Below are 15,491 nucleotides of genomic sequence, written 5' to 3' on the forward strand. Positions count from 1 at the left end.
TTGCCAATCAGGCTTCTTCAATGTCATTTCCCTCCTCCCAGATGGTTAAAAGCTCATCCATTTTTTCAAGTATGTTTTGTTTATGGTAGATGGACCCGTTCAATCCCATAAGGTCCCATTCACTTCTCTTCTCATCCGGTATTTTTCCTGCTATGTCTATCACAATGTCAGAATCTATTTGATGTATGGATTCAATAATCATTGATAGTTGATCACAATACTCTTCATCTTTTCCACATACTACATAGTATGGGTACCGGGTTTCTTCTACAAAATGAAGGAGATCTTCCTTTGAAAAGCACTCTTTACTCTGATGAGAGTGAATGCCTCCTGTGGCTAAAAAACCATTTACAAAGTCTGCACGGGGCTTGTGAGTCTTCAACTCTCCCAATCCAATCAGACCAGCCACCGGTTTGGTAGATAACTTCTTTGCCCTACTCCGTAAATCTTCGAATGGCAGAGACAATCGCTCCACAGCATTTAAGCGTTCTGCCGGGAGGGTTTCTTCCAGATTCGCATAGATATTTGTCCCGATCATCGAATTCTTACGAGTGGCTAAATCATGTAATCGGGCGTCTCTCACCCTATTAATATGATCTTGAATAGAACCATTTCTCAGGGAGACAAGGATTCCCCCTTGCTCATCTATTTGTTGAAACTCTTTCCATGCAAGCTTGCCAACTTCTTCTGACAGCCATTCAACATAATAAGAACCGCCTCCTGGATCGATGACTTTATCCAAATGTGCTTCTTCTCCGAGAATGAGTTGGGTGTTTCGGGCGATTCTTTCAGAAAATGGATTTACTTCCCCGCTCACTTCATTGAACGGAGCAACAACCAAATAATCGACGCCTGCTATAATGGCAGAAAATGCTTCTCCGCCTCCTCGAAGCATATTGACATACGAATCTAATGCTGATTTATTAAATCGGGACGTTTCTGCACTGATACTGATAGAGCGGGAAATCATGTCCTCTGCCAACCCATAAGAAAACAATACCTCTTGCCACAATTTCTTGAATGCCCTGATCTTCGCAATTTCCAAAAAGAAATGGCTTCCTACTGAAAAGTGAAAGTGCATCTTTTCCGTTGCTTTCTCAAGAGTCCATCCATTTTCTCGAAGTGCCTCAATGTAAGAGACACCCTCACTCAGTGCATAGGCCAGCTCCTGGGTGGCGCTTGCGCCTTTATTATGATACGGTGCAGAATTGATGATTATGGTCTTCACTTCAGCAAGGTACTTGTCTGCTTCTTCCACAACCTTCGTCCATTCTTCTAATCTATTTTCATCCGACCATTCTCCTTCTGAAAGGGGGTCGAATCCTATGATCCCATTTAGCCCCTTCCATTCAGGGAACTTATCCATTCCAAGTATAGATAATGATGTTTTTTTATCAATTGCAAAGATGGGAGTATCGAATCCTATCATTTCTTTCAAGAATTGAGATAAATGTTCTTTATTCTTTAGTTCTCCAATAGAAAATGAAAGACAGTTCTGCCCCCGTGATAATGCATCCTTCACAGCGGTTGTCAGTTCTCCCCATGAATCCCTTTTAATTGGCTGAGCGATAAACCACTTTGAAGCAAGCTCCAGCTTCCCTTCAACATTCGGAATATAGTCCTTTACTCTATCACGCCTGGGAACATCTTCTTCTGTATATAAAGGCTTAAGATCAATATTTTCATAAGTTTTCGTATGTAAAGAATGTAAACTTCTCCCTTTTAATGCCTTTTCAGCTGCTTCCTGCCATTCTGTAAGTGTGTGACGACTGAATGATTGATTTTTCATATCACTAAGCTTCATAATACCCCTCTTCCGGACTGCGTTTTTGTAATCGTTTACATAACCCCTTAAAAAAAGTTTCCTAAAAGTATCGAAAGTACACATTGAAAATTCGAAATGTTTATACTAATACTATTTTAGTATATAAAAAAAATCGTCTTTCTTCAATCTCTCATGAAAATGAGTGCAAAAAAGAAGAAGAGCTGGACATTCCAACTCTTCTTCCACCATGCTTATTTTTTTGAATTGATATACAATTTACCTTCTGCACGCTTAGTCGTGACATTTCCATAATCATCGGAAATTTTCACTTCAATCACGGCTCCCGGTGCCTTAACATTTGAAGTAGCCGTATAGTAACCGACATAATGACCCTCTGACGTTTCCATCATTGGAAGTTCATTGGCGTTGGTCACTTGGGATCGTGCATTTGTCAGAGGCATTTGAATGACAAATGCCGCATCCAGCCCTGGCTCACTATCAAATTCGATTTTAACGGATTCGCCCTTTTTCAGTTCTTTATCTTCTGCAGGAAGAAGGTTTTCAATCTCAATGTCACCAAACTTTGCATCAACCGTGACACTTTGTTTCTTTTTGTTCCCTGCTTTATCTTTCGCTACTACCTGTATTACATTTTCCCCTTCATTCAGAAGAATTCGGTGACTGAACTCCCCATCGCTTACAGAAGCTTTCTCTCCGTTCACCTTCACCCATGCAAGGTTTTCATCTGCAATTGTTCCTTTAACTGTGACGGCTTCATTATTTGTTTTCATGTCATCTTCTGGTGATGTTATGGACAGTTCAGGCTTCACTTGATCAAGAGTAACTGTTACTGCATCTGATGGGCCAGTCATGCCCTGTTCCGTCGCTGCCTTGGCGGTTAATACATTCTCACCTTCATGTAGGGAAACTTCAGCAGAGAATGTTCCATCCTCACCTGTGTCGGCTGTAGCCACTTCCTCTTCCCCATTAAAGAGATGTACGGTCGTGGTCGGGGCAGAAGTCCCTTCAACTGACACTGAATCTTTATTGGTAAAAGTTCCATTTTTCGGTGAGGTGATGACAGGTGACGTCACTTCGTAATTCACAGTTGCGCGTATCATATAGTTCCCCTCATCTTCAGGTGCTTGTGACCAGGCTCCACCGACAAACTGCCAGCTTCTAGCGGAATATTCACCATCTTCATCCGTTCCAAGCCCCGGTGTATTCGGATTTGGAGCAGATTGGATGTACACCATATAGAAATCTCCTTCAACCATGATGCCATGCTGACTGAGATCTACATGCGTCCATTCACCGTTACGCAACGCTGTTCCATCGAATGGTCCTGCAATTTTCTTACCTGGTGCCCCATCCGGTCCAGTCGCATCATATACGGCAACCTGGAATTCAGTTCCACCTGGTACCGGCCATTCTGTATCCCAGAAGCGGAAAAGTCCACCAGTCACAAGTGCCGTTTCATTTCCTTCTTCAAGTGACATTTTTACGGCCCAGCCATTTCCTGCATCATAGAATGCACGAGCGTTTTCTGCTGTTCCATCATCATATCCGATCTCTCCTGGATACCCAATAAATGGCTCTAATGATACATCGGCGGTAGTGACTTCTCCGCCTTCAACGGTGACGCTCATTTCCTTACTATAATAGTAAGGGGCAACCACTTTCAGTGTGTAATCCCCTTCGTATGCCTCTAATTCATATTCCCCATTGTCATTGGTTTCAACTGGCTGTACCACGGCATCTTCAAGTACAAAGACCGTTGCTCCTTCGACCGGTTCGTCCGTCACTTCGTTGGTTACGGTTCCGGTAATGTTCCCCTGAGGGATTTCTTCAAGGGTGAAGTTGGCAGTAGATGTTTGATCGGCTTCAATCGTTACACTTTGTGTTTCGGACCTGTAACCGTATGTGGATGCCTGTAATGTGAATTCACCTGCTGCATGGGTCATTTCGTATGATCCATCGGATGGATTCGTATAAACGGAACGACCTGTTTCCAATACGCTGACTTCTGCCTGTAAGGGAAGAAGCACAGGAGCTGGACCTGATTCATCCGTCTTGTCATCTTTCTTCACTGTCTTTTTCACTGTAATCTTAGCTGGATCTACACTTGGTTTTTTCGAAACAGATGATGATTTCTCATCCTTCGATTTCAATCCAAGCTTCATTTTATTAGCTGGAAGGTTTGATTCCGCGCTGAGTTTCACATCGTCCAGGTACCAGCCTTGTTTCGTCACACTACCATCGGAGGTAACGTTGAAGGAAATGTATACTCGTTGACCTGCATATTGACTCAGATCCACTTCTCCTTCAACCCATCCGTCGGTATTCCCGTTTACACGAAGCGCCTGTGTCCACTCTTCACCATCAGTGGAAACAAACACGTGACCATAATCATAGTTTTGTTCAAGTTCATGCCACTGTTTGAATTGTAAGAAGCTCTCCCCTTCGGGTAAATCGATCGGAGGCATCTGAAGTGACATATTCGCGCTGTTGTCATACGTACCGTCTAGTTTCGTGGCATATACTTTTTCTCCTGATGAAGCATTTCCCGGACCATTACCCGGCACGCCCCACTCCCAGCTGTTCCCTGGACCATACGATGTCCAACCAGTCGGAGTAGCTTCAAAGTCCTGCTCATATCCAACTGTGATGCCCGGTAAAAGGTTTACCGTATAAGTGTCAGACTGGACCTCATTTCCTCCGAAATCCCGTGCCACCCATTTATAGGTGACCTGATCTTCAGTGAGGGCTTCACCAGGGATGACTGCTTCATAAGTTCCGGATGTGTAGTCTCCTGACGTTCGGCCTGCCTCGACCTCTACCCAATCACCGTCCAGATTTTGATAGTGCAGGGCAACATTTGTCACACTTACATTATCACTTGCTTCTGCTTGTAATGGCAGATTCATTTCTTTAAATGCTTCTTGTGGTGCCTCATGACTGATGACAGGTGCTTCGGTGTCATTACCTTCTTTTGAAACCTGACCTTTCACTTTACCGATTCCGCTCATAACGGATGAAACTGCATCAAACGCATTGACCAAGCCGTGGCCATACCCGTTATTAGGCGATTCCGGGAACGTTCCGTCCGTTAATGGGACAGCGGTAGACATAAGGATTTCTTCGATTTCATCCACAGTTAAGCTTGCATCCACTTGCCGCAATAACGCAGCCACTGCCGTTACATGTGGACCAGCCATCGATGTTCCGTTCCAGCCGCCTTCATAATTGCCCCCTGGAACAGAAGAACGTATATTCACTCCCGGTGCGGCAATCTCAGGCTTAACTTCCTCATAAGGAGAAGGTCCCTGTAATGAGAAGCTTCCCAATTGATCATTGATATCCGTTGCACCAGTTGCGAATGACTCAGGGTAGTTTGCCGGATTCGCAATCGACCCAGGGCCACCCGGATTGAATAAAGTTGTATTTCCTGCAGAGAACTCAGGGAATATTTCTGCCGCTCTCCAAGCACTAACCATATCCCGGTACCATTCATCGAGTCCTGCTCCACCGCCCCAAGAGTTATTTACAACATCCGGAGCCATTTCAGGATGAGGATTTCCTTCAGCATCTTTCGGTGCCAGAATCCATTCTCCTGCTTCCAGTAAGTCTACATCCGTTCCACCATCTGCTGTGAACGCTTTGACCGCGATCCACTTGGCACCCGGTGCTACACCAATTTGATTGCTACCATCAGGCTCAGACCCGACCATTGTTCCAACAGTGTGAGTTCCATGCCCTTGATCATCATAAGGTGCGCTCTGTCCTGCTGTTGCATCAAACCAGTTGAATTCATGGTCTGGAGATTCGGGATTTTGAGGATCATACCCTCTATACTTTTCCTTTAATGCCGGGTGATCCCACTGTACTCCGGTATCAATGGAGGCAATGACCGTTCCAGCACCATCGATTCCCATCTCCCAAACTGCTGGTGCTCCAACCCGATCAATATTCCACTCGATCGAAGCAGGATTATTTGAGGCTTTTTTATCCAGTACAGCTGAAGAAGCCTTTGCTTTCGCCGGCTGGATAATTTGTCTCGTTTCATTCGGAAGGATTTTCTCCACTTCAGCAAAGGTTGAAATTTTCTCCATGACTTTCTTTGTACTTGTAACAGCCATTCCGTTTACCACATAGAAGTCTTTGATCTCCTTCACTGTACCTGACTTCTTCTCTTTCGCTAAGTATTCTTTCACTTGTGCCTGAGATTCAAAGGCTTTGGCACGAAGTTCGGAGACGACCATATTCCTTTTTAATAATTTTTTACTATTAGCAGACAATTTCTGCTTTTTTGCTGTTGCAGCCGCTTTTTTGGCTACAGCCTCCGTATCTACCTGATCCTTGAATTTCACTAAGTATGTGACATGTTTCTCATTCTTAAATTGTTTCTGTAATGCTGATGTAATCTTTGATTGTGGACTTACTTTTGCTGAGTCGTTTGCTGAGGTGGATGGCTTTTCTTTCGCTAGAGCCGCTTGTGAGGTATTCGCCGCCCCTGCATTGAATGGAAACATCAAGGGGACAAACATGACTAAGGTGAGTACAATGGATAACCATCTTGCCTTACGTTTTCTTTCGGACATCTAATTCCCTCCCAGTCTTTTTCGTATCGATTTGGTAAACCTGACACCTCCTTGAACACCATGAATGGAAAAAAGTAGGTGTTGAACCAAAGATAACCAATAGAAGGTGTAAAATGTTGTAACTTACTGTCGAAATAAATCTGAAAATTCAGTATTTAATAAGAAAGTCACGAATGTCTAACTATCCCGTAAGTATTTAGTCACGAATACAATATAACTACAAGAATAATATGGGTTTTGTTAGGCATTTGACAGGGTCAAATGGTCGGTTATGCTTAATCTTTCAATTGGAGAATCTTATAAATGAGAGAGAAGTTTCAGAAGGAAAAACCTTGGAGAAAGGAAACAGAAATACGACCTACGGATTAAAAGTCAAACACCTTTAGAATATTCTTCCAGTTATAATTCCATTGTTTTTCCCGAACGCTTCCATAAAAAAGTCATATTTCGTGTATCATTTTATCTATACACATAAAAAAATAAGGACTAACCTCCCGTGGTCAGTCCTTATCCATATTAATAAACAGATGTATTTTCTTTAGATGTGTTCTCTAAGATTTCTTTCACTCGTTGCAGGAATTTTCCACATACCAAACCGTCAAGTACACGGTGATCAAGTGACATACATAGGTTCACCATATCTCGAACGGCAATCATTCCATTGTTCATGACAACTGGACGTTTTACGATCGATTCCACTTGAAGGATCGCTGCCTGTGGGTAATTGATAATCCCCATCGATTGTACTGAGCCAAATGACCCCGTATTATTTACCGTAAATGTACCGCCCTGCATATCTTGAGAAGTCAATTTACCACTGCGGACTTTCCCGGCGAGCTCGGTGATTTCTCTTGCAATTCCTTTGATCGTTTTTTCATCAGCATTCTTAATCACAGGGACATAAAGGGCATCATCAGTGGCTACTGCAATGGAAAGATTGATGTCTTTCTTCTGAACAATCTTGTCTCCCGCCCACATAGAATTAATTTGTGGGTATTCTTTCAGGGCCTGAGCAACAGCTTTCACGAAAAATGCGAAGAATGTTAGATTGAACCCTTCACGCTGTTTGAACTCTGTCTTAAGTGAATTTCTGAAGTCAACAAGGTTGGTAACATCCACTTCCATCATGGTCCAAGCATGTGGTGCTTCATGTTTACTGCGAACCATGTTGGAGGCAATCGCTTTGCGGATCCCTGAAACAGGGATTTCGATGTCACCAGGGACGACAGGAACATTTGCGGCAGATGCTTGTTGTTTTACTGGCTGTTCCGGTGCCTGTTCTTTCACAGGCGCCTGTTGTGGAGCCTGAGCTTCGGCTGCAGGTGCATCGCCAGCTTTCGGGATAGACCCTGATTCAATGATTTTCTTTAAGTCCTTACGGGTGATCCGCCCGCCGTTTCCGGTACCTTCCACTTGATTCAGGTCAATATCATGCTCTTGAGATAGTTTTAACACAGCTGGAGAATACCTGGCTTTATTTCCACTATCTGTACTTGGAGCTTTTGGTTTAGATGGAGCCGATCCTTTTGAATCTCCTTTAGATTCTTCTTTCGGTTCATTTTTCGGAGTTTCTTCAGCAGGAGCAGAACCACCACCCTCAATCTCGATTGAGCAAATGACTTCCCCGACTTCAAGAGTATCTCCTTCGTCAGCAATCAATTCTTTGATGGTACCCGAGAAGGATGATGGCACCTCTGCATTTACTTTATCCGTTTGAACTTCGGCAATCGGATCATATTTATTAACGGTATCACCGGGTGACACCAACCATTTACTAATTGTACCTTCTGTAACACTTTCCCCTAGCTGAGGCATTTTCATATTTTCAATACCCAATGAGGAACCCTCCTTACTGTGTTGAGTTTAATGGATGTTAAACTGTGATTAAAACTCTGCAAGTTCACGCATTGCTTTTTCTACTTTGTCCGGATTTATCATAAAGTATTTTTCCATAGTCGGTGCATAAGGCATAGCAGGTACATCTGGACCTGCAAGACGTTTAACCGGAGCATCAAGCTCAAATAAACAATTTTCAGCAATGATCGCAGATACCTCACCCATGATGCTTCCTTCTTTATTATCTTCTGTCACAAGAAGGACTTTCCCCGTTTTAGAAGCAGCCTCAATAATAGCTTCTTTATCTAATGGATAAATGGTACGCAGATCCAGAATATGAGCTTCGATTCCATCCTGAGCAAGCTTCTCGGCTGCTTGAAGGGCAAAGTGAACACATAAGCCGTAAGTGATGACCGTGATGTCTTCCCCTTCACGCTTCACATCTGCTTTTCCAATTGGAAGCGTATAATCATCATCAGGCACTTCCCCTTTTATTAAACGGTAAGCACGCTTGTGTTCGAAGAATAATACTGGATCTTCGTCGCGGATGGCCGCTTTCAGTAGGCCTTTCACATCATATGGAGTAGAAGGCATAACGATTTTCAATCCTGGTTGGTTGGCAAAAACGGCCTCGACAGATTGCGAGTGATACAGCGCTCCGTGCACTCCGCCACCATATGGAGCACGAATAACCATTGGACAGCTCCAATCATTATTCGAACGGTAACGGATGCGTGCTGCTTCAGATATGATTTGGTTCACAGCAGGCATGATAAAGTCTGCAAACTGCATTTCGGCAATCGGTCTCATGCCATACATGGCAGCTCCGATTCCAACTCCAGCGATCGCAGATTCTGCCAGAGGAGTATCAATGACACGCTCTTCTCCAAATTGATCGTACAATCCGTGGGTCGCTTTAAATACTCCACCTTTTTTACCGACATCTTCTCCAAGAACGAATACTTTCTCATCACGTTCCATTTCTTCTCTAATAGCCATCGTTACGGCATCAATGTATGAAATTACTGGCATGATTGAATTCCCCCTTACTTCTCTTCTGCGTACACATACTTCATTGCTGATTCAGCTTCAGCATATGGAGCATTTTCTGCATAATCCGTTGCTTCGTTCACGAGTTTCATAATTCGATCATTGATTTCTTTCTCAATCTCATCGTTCATGACGCCTGTCTCTTTAAGGTAAGCACCAAACGTGATAATCGGATCATTTGTTTTCGCTTTTGCCACTTCATCCGGTGAACGGTAGCTTCGATCATCATCATCAGAGGAGTGAGGAGTTAGTCGATAAGAAACCGTTTCAACAAGAGTCGGGCCTTCTCCACGACGACCGCGATCCGCCGCTTCCTTGACCGCTTTATATACTTCGATCGGATCGTTTCCATCAACCGTGATGCCAGGCATTCCATATCCAATGGCACGGTCTGATACTTTCTCACAAGCCAATTGTTTTTCAATCGGAACTGAAATCGCATATTTATTGTTTTCACACATGAAAATAACAGGAAGTTTATGTACACCTGCAAAGTTTGCACCTTCGTGGAAATCTCCCTGGTTGGAAGACCCTTCACCAAATGTCACAAATGTAACAACATCCTTCTTCTCCATCTTGCCGGCAAGAGCGATACCAACGGCATGTGGCACCTGAGTGGTTACAGGAGATGAACCCGTTACAATATTATTTTTCTTTTGCCCAAAGTGACCCGGCATTTGACGACCGCCTGAGTTTGGATCTTCAGCTTTTGCAAAACCTGATAACATTAATTCCTGAGCTGTCATGCCGAAAGTCAGGACGACTCCCATATCACGGTAGTAGGGAAGAACGTAATCCTTTTCGCGGTCCAGGGCGAATGCAGCACCAACTTGAGCCGCTTCCTGACCTTGGCAAGAAATAACAAACGGAATTTTACCTGAACGGTTCAGTAACCACATACGCTCATCGATTTTTCTGGCAAGGAGCATAGTTTCATACATTTCTAATACTTTCTCATTGGAAAGTCCTAACGCTTCATGACGATTTTCTGCCATTTTGTTTACCTCCTACACAATCTAATGGTTGGAAAGGCAGAGAACCTCTACCTTCTATTGTAATCAATTGTTTATTTGTCCAGCTGCGCCTCCTTGTCCCTCGAGGTCACAATGGATAAATCCCATAAGGCAAAGGACGCCTTTTGGGATTTTCCCCTTGTGCTTGTCGGGCCAGAACAGTCGGCTTCGCTTTTCTGTCCAGCTGCGCCTCCTTGTCCCTCGAGGTCACAATGGATAAATCCCATAAGGCAAAGAACGCCTTTTGGGATTTCCCCTTTGTGCTTGTCGGGCCAGAACAGTCGGCTTTGCTTTTCTGTCCAGCTGCGCCTCCTTGTCCCTCGAGGTCACAATGGATAAATCCCATAAGGCAAAAGACGCCTTTTGGGATTTTCCCCTTGTGCTTGTCGGGCCAGAACAGTCGGCTTCGCTTTTTTACGAGTGGATCGCTTTTCCATCTACAGCTAGTGCTGCTTCTCCAATTGCTTCGGATAAGGATGGATGCGGATGAATGGTATGGGCAATTTCCCAAGGGGTTGCGTCCAATACTTTTGCAAGTCCCGCTTCTGAGATCATGTCCGTTACGTGGGGACCAATCATATGGACACCAAGAATATCATCCGAGTCCTTGTCTGCAATTATCTTCACGAAACCATCTGATTCTCCGTAAACAAGTGCTTTTCCGATGGCTCTGAAGCTGAATTTACCTACTTTAAGATTATATCCTTTTTCTTTCGCTTCCTGTTCTGTGATTCCGACACTAGCGATTTCAGGATTACTGTAAATACATTTTGAAATAAGTGAATAGTCAAGACTGGCCGGGTTTTCATTCGCCATATGCTCAACAGCTGTGATCCCCTCATGGGAAGCGACATGGGCTAATTGAAGGCCGCCAATCACATCACCGATTGCATAAATATGGGATTCCTTCGTTTGGAAGAACTCATTCACTTCAATAAAGCCTTTTTCCACCTTAATATCTGTGTTCTCAAGTCCGATTCCTTCTACATTCGCTTGACGGCCAACAGATACAAGGATTTTTTCGGCAGTAAATGCCTTTTCTTCTCCTTTATGCTCTGCTTTGATCGTAACGTCTCCGTCTCCTCTTTCCAAGGATTCAGGAAGTACCTTTGCACTTGTCACGATTTTAATGCCTTTTTTCTTCATCAAGCGCTGCATTTCTTTTGAAATTTCTTGATCTTCTGTTGGTACGATCTTATCAGCGTATTCAACAACGGTTACCTCTACATCAAAGTCAGAAAGCATAGACGCCCATTCGATTCCGATGACACCGCCACCCACGATGATAATCGACTTTGGGAGCGCATCAAGTGAAAGCGCTTCATCAGAAGATAGAACATATTCCCCATCAATATCAAGTCCAGGCAATGATCGTGGTCTTGAGCCCGTTGCCACAATGACATTCTTTGGGATTAACATTGCGTTATCTTCGCCATTGTTCATTTCCACGGAAATTGTTCCAGGCATAGGAGAGAAAATCGAGGGTCCAAGGATCCGTCCAAGTCCTTCAAAGACATCGATTTTCCCCTGTTTCATCAGGTGTTGGACCCCTTTGTGAAGTTGCTCGACAATTCCATCTTTTCTAGATTGAACTTTTGTGAAATCGAGCTCCACACCATTGATTTTGACTCCAAAGTCTTCACTATGTTTAGCTGTTGCATATACTTCAGCACTGCGAAGCAGGGCTTTACTCGGGATACATCCTTTATGCAGGCAGGTCCCGCCGAGCTTTCCCTTTTCAACGATAGCTGTTTTTAACCCAAGCTGAGAAGCACGAATGGCTGCTACATAACCACCCGTTCCTCCCCCTAAAATGACTAAATCATATTCTTCTGCCACTCTTAAGTCCTCCTTGCTCTTATACTCTTGCTTCCTTTTTCACATTCCCAGGGTACACTTTATAGTCTTCTTCATTTCGCAAGACTCGGAGAGCCCCTTCAGCAAGAGCCTGCAGTTCATTTTCTCCTGGTTGAATAACGACATCCGCTATCCAGTTGATTCGATCGCTTATCGCTTTTACGAACTCTTTCCCATAAGCAAGTCCACCCGTCAGGATAATGGCGTCTACTTTTCCATTCAGGACTGCACTGGCCGAGCCAATTTCTTTCGCAATTTGATACGCCATCGCATCATACACGGCTTTGGCATTCTCATCGCCATTTTCTATCATCTTCTCTACTTTTACTGCATCATTTGTCCCCAGATATCCGACCAGACCACCCTGACCTACGAGCTTTTTCATGATTTCATCCCGGTAATAGTCCCCGGAGAAGCATAGATCAACCAGATCTCCTGCAGGAACGGTCCCAGCTCTTTCAGGACTGAATGGACCATCTCCGTGCAATCCGTTATTCACATCCACCACTTTTCCATTACGGTGTGCTCCTACAGTGATTCCACCACCCATGTGAGTGATGATCAGGTTCAGATCTTCATATTTCTTCCCGATCTCCTTTGCTACTCTCCGCGCTACCGCTTTCTGATTCAATGCATGGAAAATACTCTTTCTTTCAATGAGTGAGAATCCTGATACGCGGGCAAGCGCTTGAAGCTCGTCCACAACAACGGGATCTACGATATAAGAAGGGATATTTAACCCAGATGCAATTTCAAATGCTAATATACCACCAAGATTTGAGGCATGCTGACCTGAAAACCCTTCTTTCAGGTCCTTCAACATATCATCATTCACCAAGTAAGTACCACCTTCTATCGGTCTTAGAAGTCCCCCGCGACCGCACACAGCACTTAGCTTTGATACATTGATTCCTTCTTCATCCAATGTCTGAAGAATCGTATTTTTTCTGAATTCATATTGATCGATAATAGTTGGGAATTGGTTAATCTTTTCTGAATCATGACGAATCGTCTTTTCAAATATGGAACGATCATCATCGAAGACACCAATTTTGGTTGATGTGGATCCAGGATTAATGACGAGTATTCGATGTTTGTTTTCTTGCACTGTTGTTACCTCCATTTGGGCAGCTGTATTGTATTGTTTGCATGAAAGAATTTTTCCCCTATGATAGATAACCCCTTACTCAGTTCCATGTTCGCATTAACAGGGAAGAAACGCTTCACTCTATTGATAAAGCAAAGCGTTTTTTCTTTTAATTATCCACGTCTGCTAAGAATATGTTGTCCGTTTTGCAGGAATTGACTTCTTGAACGGCGCATTTTTTCGATTCGTTCTTCTGCCATACGGTCAGCAGCGACGTATGTTGGAACGTTGTCACGTTTTGCGATTTCGATTACACGCTCTACGTTGTTGTAGACTTGCTCGACTTTCTTCATCGCTCTTTCACTATTGTAGCCGTATAATTCATCTGCTACGTTAATGACTCCACCTGCATTGATGACATAGTCAGGAGCATATACGATACCCATTTCATGGATCGCATCACCGTGACGAGTTTCTTTCAACTGGTTATTCGCAGCTCCTGCAATGACTTTTGCTTTAAGCTGAGGAATTGTTTCATCGTTAATGATCGCACCTAATGCACATGGAGCGAAGATATCACAATCAACTCCGTAGATATCGTTAATGTCAACAGCTTTTGCTCCGAATTCATCCACCGCACGTTGAACAGCTTCTTTGTTAATATCTGTCACGATCAGGTTTGCTCCTTCTTCATGAAGGTGACGGCACATGTTATATGCAACATTACCGATACCTTGAACGGCAATTGTTTTCCCTTCAAGTGAATCTGTTCCAAATGCTTCTTTCGCTGCTGCTTTTATTCCGCGGTAAACACCATAAGCTGTAACAGGAGATGGGTTACCAGAAGAACCAAATGCAGGTGAAATACCTGTTACATAATCCGTTTCTTCATGGATCAAGTCCATATCCGCAACTGTGGTACCAACATCTTCCGCAGTAATGTAACGGCCGTTTAAGCCTTGAATGTAACGGCCAAATGCACGGAACATTTCTTCGTTCTTATCTTTTCGAGGGTCACCGATGATAACCGTCTTCCCTCCGCCTAAGTTAAGACCGGCAGCAGCATTTTTGTACGTCATACCTTTTGCAAGACGAAGTGCATCTTCAATTGCCGCCTCTTCAGATTCATACGTCCACATACGAGTTCCGCCAAGGGCAGGTCCGAGAGTTGTATCATGAATCGCGATGATTGCTTTTAATCCTGAGGCTTCATCTTGACAGAATACCAATTGTTCATAATCATATTGTTCCATATAGCTGAAAATTTTCATTATTATTTCCCCCTGTAGTCTTATAATTTTAGGTATATTTTATTATTATTTAGAAGCAGAGCATATAGCAAGTGCCAGTGAATATAACTTACTTTCTGCACTGTCCGCTCTGGATGTTAACACGATTGGTGCTTTTGCCCCCGCTATGACAGCTCCTACTTTCGCCTTGGCGAAATAGATCAAGGACTTGTATAAGGCATTCCCTGTTTCGATATTCGGGACGAGCAGGATATCCGCTTGTCCAGCAACCTCACTATCAATCCCTTTATGTCTAGCGGCATGGTGGGAAATTGCATTATCAAGAGCTAATGGGCCATCCACTTTACAATCACGAATTTGCCCTCTTTGGTTCATCATGGTAAGAGAAGCCGCATCAACCGTTGCCGGCATTGCTGGATTTACTACTTCCACAGCGGCAATCGGCGCAACTTTCGGCAGGTCCACGCCAATCGAACGAGCCACTGCTACAGCATTTTCAATGATTTGTGCCTTTTGCTGCAGATCAGGTGCAATATTCATTGCAGCATCTGTAATGAAGGTAAGGCGTTCAAAACCAGCCACCTCAAATGCTGCTACATGTGATAATACATTTCCTGTACGTAGTCCCCATTCCTTATTTAGCACTGCCTTCAAGATGACAGCTGTCGGGACATTCCCCTTCATTAAAGCTCCAGCTTCATTTTCCTTAACTGCCTTTACAGCAAGTTCCGCTGCTTTCTGGGGAGAAAATGCATGCTTGATTTTAATACTGCTATGAGAGATAAGTTGTGGAGCAACCTCTTCTAAAAGGGAGAGAATCGCTTCTTTATCCCCGTACAATAAAAAGTCAGCCATCTTTTTTTCAACCGCCATGGAAACAGCCCCAAGGACCTCTTTATCTTCTGCAGCAGCCACTGCTACAGTGGAATTTTCAATACGGGTTGCTTTTTCCACTAAAGATTGTAGATTCATGTATGTCGTTTCAACCCCTTTTTTCTGTAATTATGTTCCCGTTAAACTACATGCAAGAAC

10 protein-coding genes are annotated in these 15,491 nt (G+C 43.7%); all 10 read right to left on the bottom strand.

Annotated elements, in window-relative coordinates; translation table 11 throughout:
* Nucleotides 1-7 precede the first annotated feature (7 nt).
* Nucleotides 8-1,804 (bottom strand): methylmalonyl-CoA mutase family protein, encoded by a 1,797-nt coding sequence (locus BAA9072_RS04140; RefSeq protein WP_201713432.1) that lies wholly within the window; start codon nt 1,802-1,804, stop codon nt 8-10.
* 212 nt (nt 1,805-2,016) lie between these two features.
* The gene (locus BAA9072_RS04145; protein ID WP_201713433.1) at nt 2,017-6,366 is read right to left on the bottom strand and encodes a S8 family serine peptidase; all 4,350 of its coding nucleotides are present in this window, start codon (nt 6,364-6,366) and stop codon (nt 2,017-2,019) included.
* A gap of 516 nt (nt 6,367-6,882) precedes the next feature.
* Nucleotides 6,883-8,202, bottom strand: a complete 1,320-nt coding sequence (locus tag BAA9072_RS04150) for a dihydrolipoamide acetyltransferase family protein (RefSeq protein WP_201713434.1) — start codon at nt 8,200-8,202, stop codon at nt 6,883-6,885.
* Nucleotides 8,203-8,250: 48 nt separating this feature from the next.
* A complete protein-coding gene (locus tag BAA9072_RS04155; protein ID WP_201713435.1) occupies nt 8,251-9,234 on the bottom strand; it encodes an alpha-ketoacid dehydrogenase subunit beta in 984 nt (327 codons plus the stop codon).
* Nucleotides 9,235-9,248: 14 nt separating this feature from the next.
* Nucleotides 9,249-10,247: a thiamine pyrophosphate-dependent dehydrogenase E1 component subunit alpha gene (locus tag BAA9072_RS04160; protein WP_201713436.1), complete on the bottom strand. Its 999-nt coding sequence runs from the start codon at nt 10,245-10,247 to the stop codon at nt 9,249-9,251.
* A 106-nt stretch (nt 10,248-10,353) separates the two neighbouring features.
* Entirely contained in the window at nt 10,354-10,611 is a 258-nt protein-coding gene (locus BAA9072_RS04165; RefSeq protein ID WP_201713437.1) for a hypothetical protein, read from the bottom strand.
* Nucleotides 10,612-10,679: 68 nt separating this feature from the next.
* The gene (lpdA, locus tag BAA9072_RS04170; RefSeq protein ID WP_201713438.1) at nt 10,680-12,104 is read right to left on the bottom strand and encodes a dihydrolipoyl dehydrogenase; all 1,425 of its coding nucleotides are present in this window, start codon (nt 12,102-12,104) and stop codon (nt 10,680-10,682) included.
* Between the two features lie 19 nt (nt 12,105-12,123).
* Nucleotides 12,124-13,230, bottom strand: a complete 1,107-nt coding sequence (gene buk, locus BAA9072_RS04175; protein ID WP_201713439.1) for a butyrate kinase — start codon at nt 13,228-13,230, stop codon at nt 12,124-12,126.
* Nucleotides 13,231-13,382: 152 nt separating this feature from the next.
* Nucleotides 13,383-14,480 (bottom strand): branched-chain amino acid dehydrogenase, encoded by a 1,098-nt coding sequence (bcd, locus tag BAA9072_RS04180; protein WP_098353641.1) that lies wholly within the window; start codon nt 14,478-14,480, stop codon nt 13,383-13,385.
* A 45-nt stretch (nt 14,481-14,525) separates the two neighbouring features.
* Nucleotides 14,526-15,431 (bottom strand): phosphate butyryltransferase, encoded by a 906-nt coding sequence (yqiS, locus tag BAA9072_RS04185; RefSeq protein ID WP_201713440.1) that lies wholly within the window; start codon nt 15,429-15,431, stop codon nt 14,526-14,528.
* Nucleotides 15,432-15,491: the final 60 nt, after the last annotated feature.

Origin of the sequence: Rossellomorea arthrocnemi (assembly GCF_904424705.1) — a bacterium.
Classification (GTDB): domain Bacteria; phylum Bacillota; class Bacilli; order Bacillales; family Bacillaceae_B; genus Rossellomorea; species Rossellomorea arthrocnemi.